At 67.9% G+C, this 21,012-nt stretch carries 19 protein-coding genes; 10 read left to right on the top strand and 9 right to left on the bottom strand.

Annotated features, from left to right (window positions below):
- Positions 1-657: GDSL-type esterase/lipase family protein (locus tag ACFQ27_RS12515; protein ID WP_377353827.1), on the top strand; the 657-nt coding region annotated here is incomplete at its 5' end.
- A gap of 9 nt (positions 658-666) precedes the next feature.
- On the opposite strand, the gene bfr is transcribed toward ACFQ27_RS12515, so the two are convergent.
- Both bfr and ACFQ27_RS12505 read right to left on the bottom strand, forming a co-directional pair.
- Positions 667-1,152 (bottom strand): bacterioferritin, encoded by a 486-nt coding sequence (gene bfr, locus ACFQ27_RS12510; protein WP_377353825.1) that lies wholly within the window; start codon positions 1,150-1,152, stop codon positions 667-669.
- Positions 1,153-1,247: 95 nt separating this feature from the next.
- Positions 1,248-1,433 (bottom strand): (2Fe-2S)-binding protein, encoded by a 186-nt coding sequence (locus tag ACFQ27_RS12505; RefSeq protein ID WP_374343406.1) that lies wholly within the window; start codon positions 1,431-1,433, stop codon positions 1,248-1,250.
- A gap of 115 nt (positions 1,434-1,548) precedes the next feature.
- On the opposite strand from ACFQ27_RS12505, the gene thiE reads away from it, so the two are divergent.
- From thiE to ACFQ27_RS12490, 3 genes are all read left to right on the top strand, one after another.
- The gene (gene thiE / locus ACFQ27_RS12500; RefSeq protein ID WP_377353823.1) at positions 1,549-2,199 is read left to right on the top strand and encodes a thiamine phosphate synthase; all 651 of its coding nucleotides are present in this window, start codon (positions 1,549-1,551) and stop codon (positions 2,197-2,199) included.
- A gap of 207 nt (positions 2,200-2,406) precedes the next feature.
- Positions 2,407-3,201, top strand: coding sequence for an inositol monophosphatase family protein (locus ACFQ27_RS12495; protein ID WP_377353821.1), 795 nt, complete (start codon positions 2,407-2,409; stop codon positions 3,199-3,201).
- A gap of 204 nt (positions 3,202-3,405) precedes the next feature.
- Positions 3,406-4,470 carry a glycerophosphodiester phosphodiesterase gene (locus ACFQ27_RS12490; RefSeq protein WP_377353820.1) on the top strand — a complete coding sequence of 355 codons (1,065 nt, stop codon included), beginning with the start codon at positions 3,406-3,408 and terminating at the stop codon, positions 4,468-4,470.
- On the opposite strand, the gene ACFQ27_RS12485 is transcribed toward ACFQ27_RS12490, so the two are convergent.
- Positions 4,467-6,317 (bottom strand): ABC transporter transmembrane domain-containing protein, encoded by a 1,851-nt coding sequence (locus tag ACFQ27_RS12485; RefSeq protein ID WP_374343415.1) that lies wholly within the window; start codon positions 6,315-6,317, stop codon positions 4,467-4,469. The genes ACFQ27_RS12490 and ACFQ27_RS12485 overlap by 4 nt on opposite strands.
- A gap of 121 nt (positions 6,318-6,438) precedes the next feature.
- On the opposite strand from ACFQ27_RS12485, the gene rpmE reads away from it, so the two are divergent.
- Positions 6,439-6,663: a 50S ribosomal protein L31 gene (rpmE, locus tag ACFQ27_RS12480; RefSeq protein ID WP_374343418.1), complete on the top strand. Its 225-nt coding sequence runs from the start codon at positions 6,439-6,441 to the stop codon at positions 6,661-6,663.
- Between the two features lie 145 nt (positions 6,664-6,808).
- On the opposite strand, the gene rcdA is transcribed toward rpmE, so the two are convergent.
- Both rcdA and ACFQ27_RS12470 read right to left on the bottom strand, forming a co-directional pair.
- Entirely contained in the window at positions 6,809-7,318 is a 510-nt protein-coding gene (gene rcdA / locus ACFQ27_RS12475) for a protease adaptor protein RcdA (RefSeq protein WP_374343420.1), read from the bottom strand.
- Positions 7,319-7,423: 105 nt separating this feature from the next.
- Positions 7,424-7,636, bottom strand: a complete 213-nt coding sequence (locus ACFQ27_RS12470; protein ID WP_377353818.1) for a DUF1192 domain-containing protein — start codon at positions 7,634-7,636, stop codon at positions 7,424-7,426.
- Between the two features lie 84 nt (positions 7,637-7,720).
- Here ACFQ27_RS12470 and ACFQ27_RS12465 point away from each other — a divergent pair, with 84 nt between their 5' ends.
- Positions 7,721-8,701 (top strand): NAD(P)H-quinone oxidoreductase, encoded by a 981-nt coding sequence (locus ACFQ27_RS12465; protein WP_377353817.1) that lies wholly within the window; start codon positions 7,721-7,723, stop codon positions 8,699-8,701.
- Here ACFQ27_RS12465 and ACFQ27_RS12460 read toward each other — a convergent pair.
- Positions 8,698-9,567, bottom strand: coding sequence for an SDR family NAD(P)-dependent oxidoreductase (locus tag ACFQ27_RS12460; RefSeq protein WP_374343426.1), 870 nt, complete (start codon positions 9,565-9,567; stop codon positions 8,698-8,700). The two genes, ACFQ27_RS12465 and ACFQ27_RS12460, sit on opposite strands and share 4 nt — an antisense overlap.
- A gap of 241 nt (positions 9,568-9,808) precedes the next feature.
- On the opposite strand from ACFQ27_RS12460, the gene ACFQ27_RS12455 reads away from it, so the two are divergent.
- From ACFQ27_RS12455 to ACFQ27_RS12440, 4 genes are all read left to right on the top strand, one after another.
- Entirely contained in the window at positions 9,809-12,550 is a 2,742-nt protein-coding gene (locus tag ACFQ27_RS12455) for a TonB-dependent receptor (RefSeq protein WP_374343428.1), read from the top strand.
- Positions 12,551-13,077: 527 nt separating this feature from the next.
- A complete protein-coding gene (locus ACFQ27_RS12450; protein WP_377353816.1) occupies positions 13,078-15,753 on the top strand; it encodes a TonB-dependent receptor in 2,676 nt (891 codons plus the stop codon).
- A gap of 269 nt (positions 15,754-16,022) precedes the next feature.
- The gene (locus ACFQ27_RS12445) at positions 16,023-17,510 is read left to right on the top strand and encodes an MFS transporter (protein ID WP_374343432.1); all 1,488 of its coding nucleotides are present in this window, start codon (positions 16,023-16,025) and stop codon (positions 17,508-17,510) included.
- Positions 17,511-17,547: 37 nt separating this feature from the next.
- Positions 17,548-18,993 (top strand): MFS transporter, encoded by a 1,446-nt coding sequence (locus ACFQ27_RS12440; protein WP_377353815.1) that lies wholly within the window; start codon positions 17,548-17,550, stop codon positions 18,991-18,993.
- A 108-nt stretch (positions 18,994-19,101) separates the two neighbouring features.
- Here ACFQ27_RS12440 and ACFQ27_RS12435 read toward each other — a convergent pair whose 3' ends face one another.
- From ACFQ27_RS12435 to ACFQ27_RS12425, 3 genes are all read right to left on the bottom strand, one after another.
- Positions 19,102-20,331, bottom strand: coding sequence for a TetR/AcrR family transcriptional regulator (locus tag ACFQ27_RS12435; protein WP_377353814.1), 1,230 nt, complete (start codon positions 20,329-20,331; stop codon positions 19,102-19,104).
- A 99-nt stretch (positions 20,332-20,430) separates the two neighbouring features.
- Positions 20,431-20,793 (bottom strand): YdbL family protein, encoded by a 363-nt coding sequence (locus ACFQ27_RS12430; protein WP_374343438.1) that lies wholly within the window; start codon positions 20,791-20,793, stop codon positions 20,431-20,433.
- A gap of 13 nt (positions 20,794-20,806) precedes the next feature.
- A complete protein-coding gene (locus ACFQ27_RS12425; protein WP_374343440.1) occupies positions 20,807-20,992 on the bottom strand; it encodes a YnbE family lipoprotein in 186 nt (61 codons plus the stop codon).
- Positions 20,993-21,012 lie beyond the last annotated feature (20 nt).

The raw sequence follows: 21,012 nt of genomic DNA, 5'->3' as shown, positions 1-21,012 counted from the left end.
GAGGCCTCGCCCGCGCCGCCGCCCCTGCCCTTCGCCGCCGAGATCGCCCGGTTCGCCGAGCTGGACGCCGCCAGCCCGCCGCCGGCCTGCGGCTACCTGTTCGTCGGCTCCTCCACGATCCGGTTCTGGAACACCCTGGACCAGGACATGGCGCCCTATCCGGTGATCAACCGGGGCTTCGGCGGCTCGAAGATCGAGGACGTGGACTTCTATTTCGACCGCGTGGTCGCGCCCTATCACCCGCGCGCCATCGTCTTCTACGCCGGCGAGAACGACCTCTCGGCCGGCCAGACCGTCGAGACGGTGGTCGCCAACTTCCAGCGCTTCCTGGACCTGAAGACCGCCCAGCTGGGCGACGCCCCGGTCTATTTCATCTCGCTGAAGCCCTCGAAGCTGCGCCTGGCCCAGATGCCCCTGCAGGCCGAGGTCAACGCCCGCATCCGCGCCCTGGCCGACGCCCGCGCCGACCTGGACTATATCGACGTCACCCCCGCCATGCTGGACCAGGGCCTGCCCAAGGACCTCTATGTCGAGGACGGCCTGCATATGAACCCGCAGGGCTACGCCCTGTGGGCCCAGATCGTGAAGCCGGCCCTGGACCGCGACGCCCGGTCCGGCCGCATGTGCGCCGGCCAGACGGTGGCGACGGCGCCCTGAGGCCGGCCCCTATTCCCCGCCTTCCAGCTCGCCCATGGCGCTCTGCAGGTAGTTGGCCTCGCCCAGGGACTTCATCAGGGACAGCTGGGTCTCCAGGAAGTCGATGTGCTCCTCGGTGTCGGTTAGGATTTCGCGGACGATCTCGCGGGTGGCGTAGTCGGCTGAGGCTTCGCACAGCTTGATGGCCTCGACCTGGTCGACCCGGCCGCTCAGCTCCACGGCCAGGTCGGCGGCCAGGCATTCAGCCACCGTCTCGCCGATCTTCAGCTTGTGCAGATCCTGCAGGTTGGGCAGGCCGTCCAGGAACAGGATGCGCTTGATGAGTTTGTCGGCGTGCTTCATCTCGCCGATCGACTCTTCGTAGGTGATCGCGCCCAGCTTGTTGAAGCCCCAGTTCTGGTACATCCGCGCATGCAGGAAGTACTGGTTCACCGCGGTCAGCTCATTGGTCAGGATGGCGTTGAGCAGCCGGATGATCGCCTTGTCGCCCTGCATGGAGGCCTCCTGAAATCGCGGGGAATCGAGGTCGCAAGGTCCCGCCCGCGACCGGTGGTGTCAAACCGAACTTGGGAGCCTTGGGGGCGAGGCGCCTATTCGGCGGCGTAGCGCAGCAGGTCGCGCTGGTCGTCGATCATCTGCTTCATGTCGCAGACGCAGCGGGCGCATTGCGGACGGGCGTCACAGGCCTTGAACACCTCGGCGGGGCGGGTGGCCCCGGCCTCGATGGCGGCGCGGACCTCGCGCTCGCGGATGCCATTGCAATTGCACACGTACATGGACGACGCGCCGCTCCCGACTGACAAGGCCAATCTAGCAGATGCGAACGCCGTTGCAACTCATTTGCAACTAGACGGGGCCGACAGGCGCGCCGAATTCCTCTAAACCGCAGCCATGTCCGAACCGCTCTGCCGCCTCTACCTGATCACCCCGCCGCGCCTGGACGACCTGGCCGGCTTCGGGCGCACCCTGGCCCACACCCTCGACGCCGGCGACGTGGCCGCCCTGCAGATCCGGCTGAAGGACGTCCCCGACGACATCATCGCCGCCGCCGTCGACGTCATCGCCCCCATCGCCCAGGCCCGCGGCGTGGCGGTGATCATGAACGACCGTCCCGACCTGGCCGCCCGCTTCGACTGCGACGGGGTCCATATCGGCCAGTCGGACGGGACGCTCGCCGAGGCCCGCCGGATCGTGGGCAAGGAGCGCATGGTCGGCGTCACCTGTCATGACAGCCGCCACCTGGCCATGGAGGCCGCCGAGGGCGGGGCCGACTATGTCGCCTTCGGCGCCTTCTTCCCCACCACCACCAAGGACGCGCCCACCCGGGCCGAGCCGGAGATCCTATCCATCTGGCAGGAGACCATGGAGATCCCCTGCGTCGCCATCGGCGGGATCACGGCGGACAACGCGCAGGGCCTGGCCGCCGCCGGCGCCGACTTCCTGGCCGTCTCGGCCGGAGTCTGGAACCACCCCCAAGGCCCTGAAACCGCCGTCAAAGCCCTCAACGCCGCCATCGCACAAGGCCTGGCGGCGCGGGGGTAGGGCCCCAACCCCACGGTGTCATCCCGGTTTTCGCGCAGCGAAAGACCGGGACCCAAAGACGCCGCCCTTGCCGGCAAACCCCCGCGCATATGGGTCCCGGACAAGCCGCTTTCGCGGCTTTCCGGGATGACAGCCTTGGAGGAACCGAGGGGCGGACAAACCGCGACCTTGCCTTAAGGCCTTGCCGCGACTAGGTTCCGCGCCCTCATGTCGACCCAATCCGCCCTTCTCAAGGTCATGTCCGACGCCGCCCGCAAGGCGGCCCGGGGTCTCAATCGCGACTTCGGCGAGCTCGCCGAACTGCAGGTCTCCCGCAAGGGCGCCGCCGACTATGTCTCGGCCGCAGACATCAAGGCCGAGCAGGTGCTGTTCGAAGCCCTGAGCAAGGCCCGCCCCGGCTACGGCTTCCTCGGCGAAGAGCGGGGCCTGATCGAGGGCACCGACAAGACCCACACCTGGATCGTCGACCCGCTCGACGGCACCACCAACTTCCTGCACGCGATCCCGCACTTTGCGATCAACATCGCCCTGCAGCGCGAGGGCGTGGTGGTCGCCGCGGTGACCTACAACCCCATCACCAACGAGCTGTTCTGGGCCGAGAAGGGCAAGGGCTGCTTCGTCAATGACAAGCGCCTGCGCGTCGCCGCCCGCAAGCACCTGGACGAGGCGGTGCTGGCCACCGGCATTCCGTTCCTGGGCCACGGCCAACACGCCAAGTTCCTGAAGGAACTGCACCAGATCAGCCAGCGCGTGGCCGGCGTCCGCCGCTTCGGCGCCGCGGCCCTGGACCTGGCCTTCGTGGCCGCCGGGCGCTTTGACGGCTTCTGGGAACGCGACCTGAAGCCCTGGGACCTGGCCGCGGGCCTGCTGCTGGTCTCCGAAGCCGGCGGCAAGGTCACCGACCTGGACGGCGGCGAGGACGTGCTGGGCACGGGCACGGTGCTGGCCTCGAACCTCGAGCTGCACCCCCTGGTCCTCGAAAAGCTCAAGCTGGCGGCCTAGCCCTTCACGAACGTCATAGCCGGGACAAGCCCGGCCATGACGTTATTATATATCTGCTTTATTTGAATAATTTGGACTTGCCGCCCGCCCGGACTCCCTTCGTCCATGTTGACGTCAAAGGCGCGGGTCGAATTCGGTCGCCGGAATCCGGGGCCTCGTGAGACGATCACCTGAACGTCACAGTCGAAGCCTAGTGGGAGGCCCATGACCCTGACCCGCCGCGCCTTTACCGCGACCGCCGCCGCCGCGATCGCCACCCCCGCCTTCGCCGCCGACAGGCCCGCCCCCGTGATCATCGGCCACAGGGGCGCGTCCGGCGAACGGCCCGAGCACACTCGATCGGCCTATCTGCTGGCGATCCAGGAAGGCGCGGACTTCATCGAGCCCGACCTGTGCCTGACCAAGGACGGCCACATGGTCGTGCGCCACGAGAACGAGATCGGCGGAACCACCAACATCGCCGCCCATCCCGAGTTCGCCGCCCGCAAGACCGCCAAGACCATAGACGGCGAGCGGATCGAGGGCTGGTTCACCGAAGACTTCACCCTGGCCGAGCTGAAGACCCTGCGCGCCCGCGAGCGCCTGCCCCAGGTCCGCCCGGCCAGCGCCGCCTTTGACGGGACCGATCCGATCCTGACCTTCGAGGAGGTGGTGGAGATCGCCCGGGCAGAGACCAAGCGCACCGGCCGGACCATCGGCGTCTATCCGGAGATGAAGCACCCGTCCTATTTCGCCGGCGGCGGCCTGGCCTTCGAAGGCCGGATGGCGGCGGCGCTGAAGGCCGCAGGCCTCGACGCGCACGACGCGCCCGTGTTCGTCCAGTGCTTCGAGGTCGCCCCCTTGAAGACGCTGCGCCCGCTCACCCGCGCGCCCCTGGTGCAGCTGATGAGCCTCGAGGGCGGGCCTGCGGACAATAGCGCCGTCAGTTACGCCCAGATGGCCACGGCGGACGGGCTGAAGGCCATCTCGGCCTATGCCGACGGGGTCGGGCCGGAGTGGAAGATGGTGGTCCCGGTGACGGACGGCGGCCTCGCCGCCCCCACCGCCTTCGTGTCTGACGCCCACGCCGCCGGCCTGAAGGTCCATCCCTGGACCGTCCGGGCCGAAAACATCTTCCTGCCGGCCAAGCTGAAGCGCGGCGCCGACCCGGCCGTCCACGGCGATGTGGACGCCCTCTATGACGCCCTGTTCAAGGCCGGGGTCGACGGCCTGTTCAGTGACTTCCCGGGCCTGGCGGTCCAGGCGCGGACCCGGTTCCTGAAGGCCTAGGCGGCGGCGTCGCCGAACTGCAGGGCGGCCAGGCGGGCGTAGAGGCCGCCCTTGGCGACCAGCTCTGTGTGGCTGCCCTGCTCGACCACCCGGCCGTCCTCCATGACCACGATCCGGTCGGCCTTGAGGACGGTCGCCAGGCGGTGGGCGATCACCAGGGTGGTGTGGCCGTCCATGGCCTGGTCGAGGGCCTGTTGGACCAGGCGCTCGTTCTCGGCGTCCAGGGCGCTGGTGGCCTCGTCGAGCAGCAGGATCGGCGCCTCGCGCACCAGGGCCCGCGCAATGGCCAGGCGCTGGCGCTGGCCGCCGGACAGGCTGCGGGCGCGCTCGCCCAGCGGGGTGTCATAGCCCTGCGGCAAGGCCTCGATGAAGCTGTCGGCCTGGGCCGCCTTGGCCACGGCGCGGATCTCGGCCTCGGTGGCGCCTTCGCGGCCAAAGCGGATGTTCTCGGCCGGGGAGCCGGAGAACAGCGGGCTCTCCTGGGCGACCAGGGCCATGCGGCGGCGCACCTCGGCCGGATCGGCCTCGCGCAGGTCCACGCCATCGACCTTCACGGCGCCCTCGGTGGGGTCATAGAAGCGCAGCAGCAGGCGGAAAACCGTGCTCTTGCCCGCGCCGGACGGCCCCACCAGGGCCACCCGCTCGCCGGGCGCGACCCGCAGGTTGAAGCCCGACAGGGCCGGCAGGTCCGGGCGGCCCGGATAGGCGAAGGTGACGTCGGCGAACTCCACCTCGCCGGCGCCGGCCACCGGCAGGTGCTTGGGAACTGCGGGCGCGGCGATGCCGGGCCGGGCGTCCATCAGGTCGGCGATGCGTTCCATGGCCCCGGCGGCCTTCTGGACATCGCCCCAGGTCTCTCCCAAGGCGCCGACGCTGCCGGCGGCCAGCACCGAGAGCAGGGCGAACTGGAACAGGGCGCCCCAGGTCATGTCACCGCGCAGGCCCGCGTGCACGCCCAGCCAGAAGATCGCCACGACGCCGCCGAACACCAGGCCGATGACCGCGGCGGTCATGATGGCCCGGGCCGACATCCGGCGCAGGGAGGTCTGGAACGAGCTTTCCACCGCCTGGCCGAAGCGGCCGGCGCTGGTCTCCTCGCGGCCGAAGGCCTGGACGATCTCAAGCGCGTCCAGCGCCTCGCCGGCATAGCCGACGGCGCGGGCGAACTCGTCCTGGGTCGAGGCGGTCAGCTTGCGGACCCGACGGCCGAACAGGAACAGCGGCGCGAGCACCACCGGGAAGATCAGTAGCACTAGGCCCGTCAGGTGTGGGCTGACGATCAGCAGCATGATCATCGCCCCGATCAGGGTCAGCAGGTTGCGCAGGGCGACCGAGACCGAGGTCGACAACAGGTTCTCGACGATCTGGATGTCGGTGGTCAGGCGCGACAGCACCTCGCCCGTGCGGGTGGACAGGAAGAAGGCCGGGTCCAGGGTCAGGATGTGGGCGTAGGTCGCCTTGCGCAGGTCGGCCACGACCCGCTCGCCGAGCTTGGTGACAAAGAAGTAGCGCAGGGCAGAGGACGCCGCGAGCGCCAGGGCCACGCCGCCCAGCAGATAGAACCAGCCGTCGATGGAGGCGCCGGTGGCCTTGGCCGTGGTCAGGTGGTCCACCAGCTGGCGCACCGCCCCGGACAGGCCCAGGGTCGAGGCTGTCGAGGTCAGCAGGAACACGGTGGCGAACAGGGCGTCGGACTTGTGGGCCGCCACGAAGGGGGCCAATCGGCCGAGCGCGCGGACGTTGCGGCTGCGGTCGCGACGCTGGGCGGCCTCCGACAGGTCCTGGGCCAGGGTCGCCCCTGCGCTGGGGCGGCCTTCAACCTGCGGCTCAACGCCCAAATCACTCATGGAAATCGCGCCCTTGCTCTCGCCCCGCCTTTTCCTGTATAGGCGCGGCTTCGTTCGCGCCCGCCCCCTCGGCGGGACGTCCTTTTAGAACCGCCGCTCCTTTAGGTCGGATGACTCCGAAATGAAACAAGACACCCATCCCGACTACCACTTCATCACCGTCGTGATGACGGACGGCACGAGCTATCAGACGCGCTCCACCTACGGGAAGGAAGGCGCGACCCTGAACCTGGACATCGATCCGAAGACCCATCCGGCGTGGACCGGCGGCAACCAGCAGCTGCTGGACCGTGGTGGTCGCGTGTCGCGCTTCAACGCCAAGTTCGGCGCCTTCACGCGCAAGTAAGCGGCGGCGGCGTCGCGCCGCCCGAGCTGACAGATTCAAGAGCGCCGTGCGGACTCCGCGCGGCGCTTTTTCTGCGTCTGGCTCCGGACAGCAAAAAGGCCCCGGCCGCAGGGCGGCGGGGCCTTTTCCGTGTCGAGTTCGCCGATCAGCCGCCGAAGGCGGTGCGCAGGCGGTCCATATGGCTGGCCACCGGGTTTGGGGCCTCGGACTCGCCGTCCTCGACATACATGCGACGATCCAGGTGGCGGACCCGCTCATAGAGCCGCTCGGAGCGATCCAGCAGCACCAGGAGGCCCGACGGCAGATCCTCGTGCGGCGGCGCGTTGCGGCAGACCTCCTCGGCGCCCAGCCGATAGCGATCGTCACAGGCCGACTCCGGCGCCATGTCGCCCTCGCGCACCGCGCGCTGGACCAGCAACCAGGACGCCACCTGCATCAGGCGCGTGGTCAGACGCATGCTCTCGGCCGCATAGGCCAGGGCGGCGTTGCGCGACAGGAGCTTGGACTCCTGCCGACCCGAGCCGTCCAGGTAGCCGGCGGTCTCCTCGACCATGTCCATGCCTTCCTGGAAGGTCCGGTCGAACAGCTCGGACTTCGCGAAATCCCGGATCACAGTGGCCCGAAGCTCGGAAGCCGGCGTGGCGCCTTCAATCATCAATTCGTCCCCGACTAAGTCACGCCCGGCGCGGAGTGCGGACAGGCGCAGTCTTTCGACCCGCAGCGCTGCAACCCCCGTGCCAAGCCTGCACCCCTACACGTTTCAGTCCGACCCCGGCCTGGGACCGAACAGCGCATCCGCGGCCGCGCGGCCTGCCTGCTTCTTGCTGATCTGGGCCTCGCAGCGGGCGATCTCGTCCTTCAGGACGCTGATCCGCTCCTGCAGTTCGACGACGGCATAGAGCTCCAGGTCCTCGCGGACCAGCTCGGCCAGCCGCTGGCCGCGACCGATGCGGGCGCTCACGGGCTCGTCCATCCTGAAGCCTCCTTCACCAGCCTGCCTCAAAGGACTATCTGAGCCGGGACGCAGCCCCGGCGCAAGACCACGGAGACCACACCCATGAGCCAATCGAGCTCCATGACCGCCATCGCCATCGAGGGCGGCCGCGGACCCGCCGAGGCCCTGAAGGCCGTGGAAATCCCGCGCCCGGTTCCTGGTCCCGGACAGATCCTGATCAAGGTCGAGGCCGCCGGGGTGAACCGTCCCGACCTGGTCCAGCGCATGGGCGCCTATCCCCCGCCGCCGGGCGCGCCGGACACCCTGGGCCTGGAAGTCGCCGGTGAGGTGATCGAGGCCGCCGGGCGCTGGAAGGTCGGCGACCGCGTCTGCGCCCTGCTGGGTGGCGGCGGCTATGCCCAGTACGCCGTGGTCGACGCCCGGCACGCCTTGCCGATCCCGATCGGGTTGACGGCGGTGGAAGCCGCGGGCCTGCCCGAGACTGTCTTCACCGTCTTCGCCAATGTGTTCGAGCACGGGAGCCTGAAGGCCGGCGAGACCCTGATGATCCACGGCGCCACCTCCGGCATCGGGGCGACCGCGATCCAGATGGCCAAGGCGGCCGGCGCCAAGGTGATCGGCACCAGCCGCGGGCCGGCCAAGGCCGCCGAGGCCCTGAAGCTGGGCTGCGATGTCAGCGTGGACGTGAAGGCGCAGGACTTCGCAGAGGTGGCCAAGGCCGAGGGCGGGGTCGACGTGATCCTCGACATGGTCGGCGGCGACTATTTCGCCAAGGGCCTGGACGCCCTGAAGACCGGTGGCCGCATCGTCTACATCGCGGCCCAGGGCGGCGGCGAGGTGGCCCTGCCGATCTTCCGGCTGATGCAGAAGCGCGCCCTGGTCACCGGCTCGACCTTGCGCCCCCGCGACGCCGACGAGAAGGCCCGGCTGACGGCCGCCGTGGAGGCCACCGTCTGGCCGTGGATCGCCGCCGGCAAGCTGAAGCCGGTGATCGACCGCACCTACCCCCTCGCCGAAGCCGCCAAGGCCCATGCGGCCCTGGAAGCCGGCGAGGTGGTCGGCAAGGTGATCCTGACGCTTTAGCCCTCGGCCTTCTGCGCCGCCTCGAAAGCGGCGCGGCGGGCCTCGGCCATCTTCTGGCGTTCGGCGCGCATTTCGGGATCCCAGCTGTGCCGGGGTCCGACGAACATGCCGCCGTCCACCAGCATATGGACGCCGGTCACGAAGGCGCTTTCCTCGCTGGCGAAGAACAGGGCCGCATTGGCGATGTCCTCCGGCAGGCCCGGCTTGGCGATGGGCTGGGAGTCCGGCGCGGTCTGGGCCATGCCCGCCTTGATGGCGGAGGCCATGTCCGGCGTCGTCATGCTGGCCGGGGTGAAGATGTTGGTCAGGATCAGGCCCGGGCAGATGGCGTTCACCCGGATCCCGTCCCGCGCCACCTCGGCCGCCGCCACGCGGGTCAGGTGGATCACGCCGGCCTTGGCCACTGAATAGGCGATCGGCCCGGCCCCGGCCTGGGTTCCGGCGATGGAGGCGGTGTTGACGATGGCGCCGCCGCCGCGCGCCTTCATGTGCGGCAGGGCGTAGCGCATGCCCAAGGCCACCGAGCGCAGCAGCAGGTTCTGGCTGTAGTCCCAGGCCTCGCCGGTCATCTCGGCCAGGGTGTTGTAGGAGCCGCCGGCCCCGGCGTTGTTGAATAGGATGTCCAGGGCGCCGAACCGCTCGACCGCGAAGGCCATCAGGGCTTCGATCTGGGCCTCGACCATCACATCGCAATGCTGGAAGGCCACGGTTCCCGGATAGCTGTTCGCCAGAGCCGCGCCGGCCGCGTCGTCGATATCGCCGACCACCACCTTGGCCCCCTCGGCCTCGAAGCGCTCAACCGTCGCCCGACCGATGCCCGATACCCCACCGGTGATCACCGCCACCTTGCCTGAAAGCCGTCCCATGATGCGCCCCCCTATTAGGCATACTTAGTTTTCGAACATTCCATATAGCCTGGAGGCGAGCCCTGCATACCAATTTCCAGAAATTGCATTTCGCACGCCGCATGCACGGAATGCGGGAGAAAGTGACAAAACCTTAATGAAAGTCGCAAGCCCCGCTTGACGCTCCGGAAAGCGACCCACAGTCTGAACCCAACGCGAATGATCGCGCGGCCATAGAGCCACTACACGGGGAGGCGACTACATGATCCGTCATAGGATTCGACTACTTGCGTCTGCATCGCTGGCAGGCGCCCTGATCGCAGGCGCGGCTCACGCGCAGACCAACAACGTCATCGAAGAGCTGGTCGTCACCGCCGAAAAGCGGGAGCAGAGCCTGCAGGACGTGCCGGTGGCCATCTCGGCCTTCACCAGCAAGAGCCGGGACCTGGTGGGTATCAACACCATCCAGGACCTGACCAACTTCACGCCGGGCTTCGTCTACCAGTCGGCCAACGACCGGGCCTCCATGCGCGGCATCGGCCGCCTGACCAACGTCCACTCCGTCGACGGCGCCGTGTCGATCTATGTCGACGGCCTGTTCACCACCTCGACCGTCCTGGCCGGCGGCCCGCCCATCGAAACCGACCGGGTTGAGATCCTGCGCGGCCCGCAGGGCACCCTCTATGGCCGCAACGCCATCGGCGGCACGGTCAACGTCATCACCGCCCGGCCCACCGAGACGCCCTATGCCGAGGTGCGGGCCATCGCCGAGAACTACGGCGTGACCAACTTCCAGTTCGCGGCCTCCGGCCCGCTGGCGGAAGGCCTGCAGGTGCGCGTGTCCGGCTACAAGGCCGACCAGTCCAAGGGCTACTACACCAACATCGCCAAGGGCATGCCGTCCGAAGGCAATGTCCGCGACGAGTACGAGATCCAGTTCCAGGCCAAGGCCCAGCTCGGCGAGAACGCCGAGTTCTGGATGAAGTACATGACCCTGCAATGGGACAACCGGGGCGGCCCGGGCGCCCGCGCGGGCTTCCTGAACGGTCCCTATGAAACCGGCCTGACCGATCCGAACTACTCGATCGTCTACGCCTCAGCGCACGGCTACTCGCCCGAGACCGGCCTCGCCGGCATCGTCCCCGGCAGCCTGCAGCAGTTCAACGGCGTGACGGCCACGACCAACCCGGCCCTGTCCGATCCGCGGAAGTTCAACACCAACTATCCGCAGCACGTCACCCTGACCGACGTGCACTCGTTCACGGCGAACTTCACCTATCACATGCCGACCTTCGACATTAAGTATGTCGGCGGCCTGCAGAACTACCGCTACGACCTGCGCGGCGACACGGACGCCACCAGCGTCAAGTCCTACCAGATCCCGTTGGCGCCCGGCTCGATCTGCGGCACCATCGCCACCCTGTTCACCATCGGCCGCTCCGCCGTGAACTGCGCGCCGCAGACGGTGAACGCCGATAACATCTACCACTATTTCGAGTATCCGGAGTGGTACAGCCACGAGATCAACCTGGCGTCCACCACCGATGGCCCGCTGCAGTGGATCGCCGGCCTGTACTATTACAACGAGAAGTACACCGGCACCGGCTCCACGGCCGACTTCTTCCTGAACGGTTCGTCCTCGCTGCAGACCCCGATCCTGGGCGCGGCGGCGAACCCCGAAGGGATCTGGTCCTCGGGCCACTACGCCCTGACCACCGAGAGCAAGGCGGCGTTCGGCCAGATCGACTGGCAGGCCACCGAGCAACTCAAGTTCACCTTGGGCCTGCGCTACACCAAGGACCGCAAGTTCGGCACCGAGTTCCGCCGCATCGTCTGTAACTCGGACGTCTGCTACACGGGCCTCTATCCGGCGCTGGGTCTGTCGGGCTTCGGCCCGGGCACCGCGGCCAACTGGGGCAGCCTGCTCGGCAACCTCGCGGCTCTGCCCGCGGTCGGCCAGGCGCTGGGCCTCGGCAATGCGCTGGCCCCCCTCGGCGGCCTGGGCAACGGCGGCATGGACCTGACGGCGACGCTTGCGCCGACCACGACCGCTGCGGGCGCCAAGGGCGTCACCAGCCCGGTGGTCTGCACCGGCGCGGTGTGCAAGCAGTACACGATCGATCCGGCCACCGGCGTCGCCGCGCGCAACCTCGGCGACACCTCGGACGCGCTCACCGGCACCTTCGGCGTCCAGTGGGATCCGAACGAAGACACCATGGTCTATGGCCGCTATAGCCGCGGCTACAAGGCCTTCGGTCTGTCGGCCGGCAGCTTCCTGGTGGCCCCCGAAGCCGCGCCGGAGTTCGTGAACTCCTACGAAATCGGCTTCAAGACCAACTTCGGCCGCACCCTGCAGCTGAACGCCGCGCTCTACTATCTCGACTATCGCGACCTGCAGGCGCCGGTGACGGTGCGGGTGGGCCCGACGAACGTGAACCAGTTCGTCAACATCGCGAAGTCGCGCTCCAGCGGCCTGGAACTGGACGCCACCTGGCAGCCGATCCAGCCCCTGCGCCTCAACGTGTCCTACTCGTACAACGACACGAGCATCCGCGAAGCGGACAAGTTCGTGGACGTGAACGACAACGTGAACACCGGCGCGGTGAGCATTGTCGGCAACCGCCTGCCGCAAGCCCCGAAGAACAAGGTGGCCGTCAACGGCAGCTACTCGTTCTTCATGGAGCCCGGCACCCTGACGCTGAGCGCCAGCTACATCTACCGCGATGAGGCCTACGCCAACATCTTCACCAAGCCCTGGAACGAGGCTCCGTCCTGGGACCAGGTGGACCTGCGGGCCCACTGGGCGCCGAAGGACAACAAGTACACCATCATCGCCTACGTGAAGAACGTCGGGGACACCCTCGGCTACGACGCCGCGGTGGTGGCCTCCAACCGCAACCGGAGCGCCACGGTCGCCAGCGACCAGTTCCTGAACGGCGGCCAGAACCTCGAACTCACCCCGCCGCGCACCTACGGCATCGAGTTCCAGTACCGGTTCTTCTGACCCTCTAAGCCTCTCCCGCGCAGAGCCTTGCCCCGTCGAATGGAAACATTCGACGGGGCAAACAAGGCTCTACTTCAAAAGGTTAGAGCGTGATGACCGCCGAAACCGGAGTCCACTTTCGGCTATCACGCTCTAGCGCGGGGGAGGCCTGACAGGCTGTCCCGGCCGCATCGATGAGCGGCTGGGCGGGCAGGCCGCCCCGCGGCCCTGCGCATAACGTGTTGTAATCCTCGAACCATCCCCTTGGCGGGCGCGCTTGAACCAGGCGCGCCCGCTTTTTCATGTCTGCGCCACAAGCGCCGTGAATTCCGAATTCTATGATTGAGGATGCTACCTCGGCCAATTTCAGGCCGGAATTTGCACCCCATGTCGTTGACCGCCTCTTCTAATTACAGCGTAAAATCTCACTAAATTACGCTGAAATATGCGCTTTTAGAGTCTCGTTGACGCGGCGATCTCCATACCTCATCTTCGAGACAAGCGCCGATCAAGACGCGCTGACCAGAATCCATGGGGAGGAGTACGATATGGCCAACAGGCTGGGACTGTTTGCGACGTCTGCGCTTGCAGTGTCGCTGATCGCGGGGGCGGCGCACGCCCAGGGGGCGTCCAACGTCATTGAGGAGCTGGTGGTCACCGCCGAAAAGCGGGAGCAGAGCCTGCAGGACATCGCCGTCGCCGTGTCCGCCTTCACCTCGGAAAAGCGGGACCTGGTCGGCATCAACAGCGTCGCCGACCTGACCAACTTCACGCCGGGCCTGCAGTATTCCAGCCAGCTGGACCGCATCAGCCTGCGCGGCGTCGGTCGTCTGACCAACGTCCATGGCGCGGACGGCGCCGTGGCCATCTATTCCGACGGCATCTACACCTCCTCGACCGTGGAGGCGGGCAAGACGCCGCTGTTCGTGGACCGCACCGAAGTGCTGCGCGGGCCGCAGGGCACCCTCTATGGCCGCAACTCCATCGGCGGCGCGATCAACGTGATCTCCAAGCGTCCGACCGATGACTTCCAGGGCGAGATCCGGGCGAACTTCGCCAACTACAATCGCCGCACCCTGGAAGGCACGATCTCGGGCCCGACCCCGATCCCGGGCGTCAGCTATCGGCTGGGCGCCAACTGGGACAAGCAGACCAAGGGCTGGATCGACAACATCGTCCCGGGCATGCCGGACGAAGGCAATGTGGTCGACACCAAGTACTTCGAAGGCCAGCTGAAGTTCGACTTCAACGACAATTTCGAGGGCTGGGTGAAGCTGTCCGCCAGCGAATGGAATAACGGCGGCGGCGGCCCCGGCTCCCGCGCCACCTGGACGCCCGCGCCCTTCCCGACCCTCGAGGCGGCCAACGCCGCCCTGGTGCTCAACCCCGGCTATGGCTGTTCCGGCAAGGTGACCAATGTGGTCAACGCCTCGCCCATGGGCTGCGTGAACCCGGCCCTCACCGATCCGCGCAAGATCGCCTCGACCGTGCCGTACAAGGTGCGCCTCGACGACACCTACAGCCTGGCCAGCGAGTGGACCTACCACTTCGCCGACATGGACCTGAAGTACGTCGGCGGCGGCCAGATGTACCACTACTACCTCGATGGCCCGACGCCGGTGGACCACACCGCGCCGATCACCGCCTACACCCTGCCGGGCGGCCTGGTGATCAATCCGCGCTACGCCTTCAACTACCAGGAGGACCTGCGCTGGGTGAGCCACGAGCTGAACCTGGCCTCGACCAGCGACAGCGACTTCCAGTGGCTGCTGGGCGCCTACTACTACAGCGAGGCCTACGAGCAGCCGACCTACACCTACCTGCCCGACCAGGCCCAGGCCTCCGGCCCGTTCGGCCTGCCGGGGACCTTCTGCGCCGCCACCGGCGGGATCTGCGCGCCCCAGCAGGGCCGGCGGATTTATGACGATGTCCCGCACCTCGACATCAAGTCCAAGGCGGTGTTCGGCCAGATCGACTGGCAGTTCACCCCCACCTGGAAGACCACGATCGGGCTGCGCTACTCGCACGACCGCAAGTCGGGCTACGAGGACCTGCGCCTGCGCTGCTTCGCCATCGCCGGCTGCTTCGCCAAGCCGGAGCTGAACGCTTTCATCCCCGGCGGCATCCCGCTGATCGACCTGACCCAGACGCCCAGCGTGGTCGGCGCGCCGGCGCCCGGAACGCCGCTGCCCAAGGGGGTGACCAGCTACACCACCTATGATCCGACCACCGGCTTCGCGCACCGGACCTATGACGACAGCTGGTCGGCGGTCACCGGCACCGCCGGCGTGCAGTGGGATCCCGATTCCAGCACCATGGCCTATGCCCGCTACAGCCGCGGCTACAAGGCCGGCGGCTTCCGGATCGGCATCGACACCACCCTGGGCGCCTCGCCGGAAACGGCCGAGGAAACGGTGGACGCCTTCGAGATCGGCCTGAAGAAGAACTGGTCGACCCTGCAGGCCAACATCGCGGTGTTCCGCTATAACTACCAGAACGCCCAGGTGCCGCTGACCGTCGCCCAGACCGCCGGCGGCCTCGGCCAGGCCAACTCGATCTTCTACAACATCCCCAAGGCGATCTCTCAGGGGGTGGAGCTGGAGACGATCTGGCAGCCGATCAACAACCTGCAGATCCTGTTCAACTATTCCTACCTGGACGCCCACGTGACCGAGTCTGTCGGCACCGTGGACCCGGTGGATCCATCCGCCCTGGACCCGCTGGCCCGCCCGGTCGGAACCACCACCTCGGCCGACATCTTCACCGCCGGCCTGCCCGGCGGCGGCTTCCAGCGCGGCCAGAACCTGGCCGGCCAGCAGATGCCGAACGCGCCGAAGAACAAGGTGGCCCTGAACGCCAACTACACCTGGGACTTCGCCAACGGCGGGTCGCTGATCGCCTCGGCCAGCTACCTGTGGCGCGACGCCCAGTACGGCAGCATCTTCAACCGGGCCTATACCCGCTCGCCCTCGTGGGATCAGGTGGACGCCCGTCTCACCTGGCGCGCGCCGGGCGACAAGCTGACCGTGATCCTGTGGGGCAAGAACCTGCTGGACGAGCTCGGCTACGAGGGCGGCCCGGGCGCCGCTCGCCGCGCCGGCTCCAACTACAACAACCCGCTGCTGGGCCAGGCCCAGACAAACTTTGTCGAGGGGATCGCGTCCAGCTATCCGCTCACCGCGCCCCGGACCTTCGGTCTGGAGCTCCAGTACAAGTTCAACTGATCCTTTTGACCGGGCGGGCCCTTGCGGCCCGCCCGGCTGTTTCCATGGCGCAACATCAAAGACGTTGACGCCCCCCGCAGGCTCCCTCAGGTTTCCCGTCAAGGATGCGCGGTCACGAACCAGCGCCCATGACCGGGGGAGACGACCAGGCGGAGGGGACGCTCCGCCAGATCCCAAGACTTCACACCTTGCCGCAAGGCCGGGCCACCCGTCCGGTCCGCCTTCAGCGCCCCCGGACATACCCGAAATTCTAAAGCGAAACCCGACGCATGACCTCGCCCGCCGCCCCTGATCGCCTGACCTTCCGGACCAAGTTCTATTACGGCCTGGGCTCGGTGGCCTTCGGGGTCTCGACGCTGGGCCTCTCGTCGTCCCTGCTGCAGCCCTATCTGAACCGGGTGATCGGCCTGCCGGCCCTGTGGGTGGGCACGGCAATCATGCTGACCCTGATGCTGGACGCGATCATCGATCCGGTCATCGGCCACATCTCCGACAAGCTGCGCACCCCGTTCGGGCGCCGGCACCCCCTGATGTACCTGGCCATTCCCTGCGTCGCCCTGGCCTGCATCGCCTTCTGGAACACCCCGCCGGAGTGGGGACCGGAAAAGGCCGGGCCGATCCTGGTGGGCCTGCTGGTGCTGCTGCGCATCTCGGTCAGCCTGTACGAGGTGCCCAGCGCCGCCCTGGCTCCGGAGCTGGCCCCCGACTACAACGACCGCACCGGCCTGTTCAGCTACCGCTTCTTCTTCGGCGTGATCGGCGGCCTGGCCATGAACGTGGTGCTTTACCGCGTCTTCCTGAGCCCCGAGGCCGGCGGCATCCTCAACCCCGAGGGCTATGGCCGCTATGGCGTCACCGCCGCCCTGGTCATGGCCGCCTCGATCCTGGTCTCCAGCCTGGGCACTCACAGCCGCATCCCGCACCTGATCCGTCCGGTGGAGCGCAAGGTCCCCACCGCCCAGGTGGTCCGCGAGGTGATCGGCACCATCTCCAACCCGTCGCTCATCGTGGTGATGATCTCCGGCCTGTGCTCGGGGGTCTCGACCGGGCTCTCCAGCGCGCTCAGCCAGTACTTCTATGTCGAGCTGTGGGGCCTGGACGCCAAGGCGGTGGGCCTGATCGCCATCGCCGGGGTGGCGGCCTCCTTCGCGGGCGTCGCCCTGGCCGCCCCGGCCTCGAAGCTGCTGGGCAAGAAGAAGGCGATGCTGACCCTGTTCACCATCTCGGTGGTGACCGGCGCCCTGCCCCAACTTCTACGCCTGCTGGGCCTGATGCCCGCCAATGGGTCGCCCTGGATCGTCACCATCCTGGTCGGCGACCTGTTCGTCTCCACGACGCTGGGCATCACCGGCTACATCATCATCTCCTCGATGATCGCCGACGTGGTCGAGGACGCCGCGGTCAAGACCGGCGTGCGCTCCGAGGGCCTGCTGTTCGCCGCCAATGGCCTGCTCAACAAGTTCACCTCCGGCTTCGGGGTGTTCCTGTCGGGCCTGCTTTTGACCATCGTGGCCTTCCCGACCCACGCCGCGCCCGGCACGGTGGGTGAGGAGACCATGCGCCACCTGTCCCTGCTGTTCCTGCCGATCTCCATCGGCATGAGCGCTCTGTCCCTGATCGCACTGGCCTTCTACCGGATCGACCAGGACACCCATGAGCGCAACCTCGCGACCTTGGCTGAGGCCGCGGCCCTGGCCGAGACGGTCGAGGAGCACGAGGGCCGCGCCCCCATCGGCGGCTCCGGCGGGACCCGCTAGAGCCATTTTCCCTTTTCAACCGATCAAGGAAACCCGCGTGTCCGACACCGCCGCCTCAGGGCGCAGGCTGAGCTTCCCCACCAAGTTCTTCTACGGGTTCGGCTCCGTGGCCTTCGGGGTCAAGGACCAGGGCTTCTCCTATCTCCTGCTGATCTTCTACAACCAGGTGGTGGGCCTGCCCTCGGCGACGGTGGGCCTGGCGATCATGGTCGCCCTGATGGTCGACGCCCTCCTGGATCCCATTGTCGGCCAGGCCTCGGACAACTGGCGTTCGCGTTGGGGCCGGCGGCACCCCTTCATGTACGCCGCCGCCCTGCCGGTGGCGGCCTCCTACCTGCTGCTGTGGAACCCGCCGGCCTGGAGCCATGAGGCGCTGTTCTTCTACCTGATCGTCGTGGCGATCCTGATCCGCAGCTTCATCACCCTTTACGAGATCCCGTCCTCGGCCCTGTCCGCCGAGCTGACCCAGGACTATGACGAGCGCACCCGGCTGCTCTCCTACCGCTACTTCTTCGGCTGGTGGGGCGGGCTGACCATGACGTTGGCGGCCTTCAAGATCTTCCTGGCGCCGGACGCCTCCCACAAGGTCGGCCAGCTGAACGCAGCGGGCTATTCGCACTACGGCCTGGCCGCGGCGGCGGTGATGCTCTGCGCCATCCTGATCTCCGCGGTGGGCACCCACAACCAGATCCCGCACCTGAAGACCCCGCCGCACCGCAAGCTGACCCTGCCCCAGCTGGCCCGCGAGATGCTGGGGACCCTCAGCCACCGGTCGTTCCTGCTGCTGCTCAGCGCCAGCCTGTTCACCTCGATGGGCGCGGGCCTGGTCCTGTCGCTGAACCTCTATTTCAACACCTACTTCTGGGAGCTGTCGGCCAACCAGATCGCGGCCTTCACCCTGGGCAACTTCCTGTCGGCCATCCTGGCCTTCGCCTTCACCGCCCCGCTGGCCAGCCGCATGGGCAAACGCCCCGGCGCGGTGATGCTGATGATCTCCAGCCTGCTCCTGGGCAGCGCGCCCATCGCCCTGCGTCTGCTGGGGATCTTCCCGGCCAATGGCGAGCCGGCGGTGGTCTACATCCTGCTGGCCCAGACCATCGTCTCCACCGCCCTGTCCATCGGCGGCGCCATCCTGGTCTCCTCGATGATCGCCGACGTGGTGGAAGACAGCGAACTGCGCACGGGGCGCAGGTCCGAGGGCCTGTTCTTCGCCGCCGCCGCCTTCGTCAACAAGGCGGTCTCCGGCATCGGCATCTTCGCCTCGAGCATGATCCTGGCCCTGGTCCAGTTCCCGGCCCACGCCCGCCCGGGCGAGGTCGACCCAGCCATCGTGCGCAATCTGGGCCTCGTCTACCTGCCGATCCTGCTGGGGCTCTATGCGATCGCCATCACCCTGATCAGCCGCTACCGCATCACCCGCGAGAGCCACGCCGAGTCCCTGCGCAAGCTCGCGGCCGCGGCCGAGCGCATGGAAGAAGGCTAGAGCCCTATCCCGTCGAATGGAACATTCGTCGGGACAAATAGGGCTCTACTTCAATAGTTTAGAGCGTGATGGCCGCCGAAACCGGCTTCCACTTTCGGCTATCACGCTCTAGCGCGTAAAGACGCCCATCAGCAGGGGCCGGGCGAAGACCGAGGGCGCCGCCTTCTGGGTCACGCCCGGCACCCAGAAGCCGAGCTCGGCGCAGGCGTTCAGGGTGGCGTTCAGCATCTGGGCGGCGATAGCCGGGTCGATGGGCCGGATCGAGCCCTCGGCGATGCCGTCCGAGATCATCGAGGCGAAGCGGTCCGAGACCCGGTTGGAATGGGCCACCTGCTCGTCGCGCATGGCCTCGGGCAGGGCCGAGAGGGCCGAGGTGCGCAACAGCGGCCCGAACTCCGAGAGCTGGTATTCGCACAGCGCCGCCGCGGCGCTGGACAGCTTGGTCCACTGGTCGCCGGCCTGGGCCATGGCCAGGCGCTGCACCCGGCGCATCACCTCGAAGGTGCGGTCGAAACAGGCGACCACCAGGTCATCCTTGGCGTCGTGATGGTGGTAGAAGCTGCCCTTGGTGACGTTGAGCGCCGCCGAGATCTTGTCCACCGACGCGCCCTTGTAGCCCCGGGCGTTGATCAGCCGGGTGGCGGCCAGCAGGAAGGTCTCGCGGCCGGATTCGGTGCCGTCATGGGCGGCCAGTTCGGCGAGCGGCGCGGGCGCCGGGGCCCATTCCGCCCCCTCTGTGGCGAACCCGCCCACCAGGATGTCGAACATCCGGTCCCGGATGCGCGGATAGTCCTCAGGGTCGTACTTGGGCAGCCAGGCCCCGGCCCAGAACAGCTGTTCCAGCAGCATGTGGGTGCGCGCCGTCCTGCGCCCCCGGCCCAGCCAGGCCATGTCCGGGGCGTCGAACAGCGACCGCACCTTGCGGAACAGCTTCATGAAGGCCTCGGTGACCTCGCCGCGCCAAGGATTGTTCAGGGCGCGGATGTCGGCCAGGGACGGCATGGCCGGGCCCTCGCCGGTGGCGGCCTTGCTCAGCCGCTCCAGGTGCAGGCTGAGCAACAGGTGCAGGCGATCCGGCGGGGTCGGCGCCTTGAGGGCCTCGTCCGCGGCGGCGTTCAGCCAGGCGATCCCGCGCATAAGGCAGGCCGCCGCCAGGTCGTCCTTGCGCTTGAAATAATAGGTGACCGAGGTGGTCGACAGGCCGACGCCGGCGGCGGCGACGCCGAGGGTCAGGCCCTTCACCCCCTCGCGGTTGAGGATAAGGGTCGCCGCGTCGAGGATGGCCTCGCGCTTCCTCTCGAAACGATCGGTCGACCGGCCCCCGCCGCGCTCGGACATGTGGTCTCCACCCCCGCCGCGCGTCTTCGGCGCGGACCTAGACGACCTGTGTATCGGAGCCGGGGGCCAAGCGCCAAGCCGAACTGAAGGCGGGGCGCCCTACTTGCGCACCCAGCCGCCGCCCGCGGGCTTGTAGAACTCGCCCGGCTTGATCTTGGCCGAGATCACGCTCTGGAAGGCTGCGGCGCCCGCGGCCTCCGGGGTCACGGCGGGGCCGCTCTTGGCCGCCGCCTGGGCATAGACCTGTCGGCGACCGGCGTTGATCTCGTTGACAGCGTCAGTGGTCTCACTGTCAGCCGAGCCCTTCACAAAGCCCAGGAAGCCGTCGGCCTGCTCGCCGACGGTCCCGGCGGTCTTGGCGGCGTCGACCAAAGCCTTGGCGGCGGCGACGTCGGCGTGGGCGGCGCCGGCGATCAGGGTTCCGACCACTACGGCGGCCACGGGAAACAGGGGATTTCGCATCGGCAGGGTCACCTTAGAACAGGTCCGGGTTCTTCTGGATCAGCGCCTTGACGTCGGCGTCGAGGCGCAGGCGGACGTCAGCGTCCAGCTTGGCGTAGATGGTGATCGGCTTCACATCCACATGCAGGGTCGGCGCGCAGGCCGCCAGGGCGAGCGCCAATAGCGCGGGCCCGAACACCGGGCGTTGGGCGGATGTCATTACGGATCTCCACGTCTGGG

This window comes from Phenylobacterium conjunctum (assembly GCF_042679085.1).
In the GTDB taxonomy this organism is placed as follows: domain Bacteria; phylum Pseudomonadota; class Alphaproteobacteria; order Caulobacterales; family Caulobacteraceae; genus Phenylobacterium; species Phenylobacterium conjunctum.
This window is presented reverse-complemented; position numbering and strand designations above follow the sequence as displayed.

Excerpts from the sequence above, each read along its gene's own strand:
- ACFQ27_RS12445 (WP_374343432.1), top strand. The coding sequence starts at position 16,023 with ATGACCTCGCCCGCCGCCCCTGATCGCCTGACCTTCCGGACCAAGTTC.
- rpmE (WP_374343418.1), top strand. The coding sequence starts at position 6,439 with ATGAAACAAGACACCCATCCCGACTACCACTTCATCACCGTCGTGATG.
- ACFQ27_RS12430 (WP_374343438.1), bottom strand. The coding sequence starts at position 20,793 with ATGCGAAATCCCCTGTTTCCCGTGGCCGCCGTAGTGGTCGGAACCCTG.
- ACFQ27_RS12435 (WP_377353814.1), bottom strand. The coding sequence starts at position 20,331 with ATGTCCGAGCGCGGCGGGGGCCGGTCGACCGATCGTTTCGAGAGGAAG.
- ACFQ27_RS12460 (WP_374343426.1), bottom strand. The coding sequence starts at position 9,567 with ATGGGACGGCTTTCAGGCAAGGTGGCGGTGATCACCGGTGGGGTATCG.
- ACFQ27_RS12485 (WP_374343415.1), bottom strand. The coding sequence starts at position 6,317 with ATGAGTGATTTGGGCGTTGAGCCGCAGGTTGAAGGCCGCCCCAGCGCA.
- ACFQ27_RS12450 (WP_377353816.1), top strand. The coding sequence starts at position 13,078 with ATGGCCAACAGGCTGGGACTGTTTGCGACGTCTGCGCTTGCAGTGTCG.
- ACFQ27_RS12465 (WP_377353817.1), top strand. The coding sequence starts at position 7,721 with ATGAGCCAATCGAGCTCCATGACCGCCATCGCCATCGAGGGCGGCCGC.
- ACFQ27_RS12490 (WP_377353820.1), top strand. The coding sequence starts at position 3,406 with ATGACCCTGACCCGCCGCGCCTTTACCGCGACCGCCGCCGCCGCGATC.
- ACFQ27_RS12455 (WP_374343428.1), top strand. The coding sequence starts at position 9,809 with ATGATCCGTCATAGGATTCGACTACTTGCGTCTGCATCGCTGGCAGGC.
- bfr (WP_377353825.1), bottom strand. The coding sequence starts at position 1,152 with ATGCAGGGCGACAAGGCGATCATCCGGCTGCTCAACGCCATCCTGACC.
- ACFQ27_RS12425 (WP_374343440.1), bottom strand. The coding sequence starts at position 20,992 with ATGACATCCGCCCAACGCCCGGTGTTCGGGCCCGCGCTATTGGCGCTC.
- thiE (WP_377353823.1), top strand. The coding sequence starts at position 1,549 with ATGTCCGAACCGCTCTGCCGCCTCTACCTGATCACCCCGCCGCGCCTG.
- ACFQ27_RS12495 (WP_377353821.1), top strand. The coding sequence starts at position 2,407 with ATGTCGACCCAATCCGCCCTTCTCAAGGTCATGTCCGACGCCGCCCGC.
- ACFQ27_RS12505 (WP_374343406.1), bottom strand. The coding sequence starts at position 1,433 with ATGTACGTGTGCAATTGCAATGGCATCCGCGAGCGCGAGGTCCGCGCC.
- rcdA (WP_374343420.1), bottom strand. The coding sequence starts at position 7,318 with ATGATTGAAGGCGCCACGCCGGCTTCCGAGCTTCGGGCCACTGTGATC.
- ACFQ27_RS12470 (WP_377353818.1), bottom strand. The coding sequence starts at position 7,636 with ATGGACGAGCCCGTGAGCGCCCGCATCGGTCGCGGCCAGCGGCTGGCC.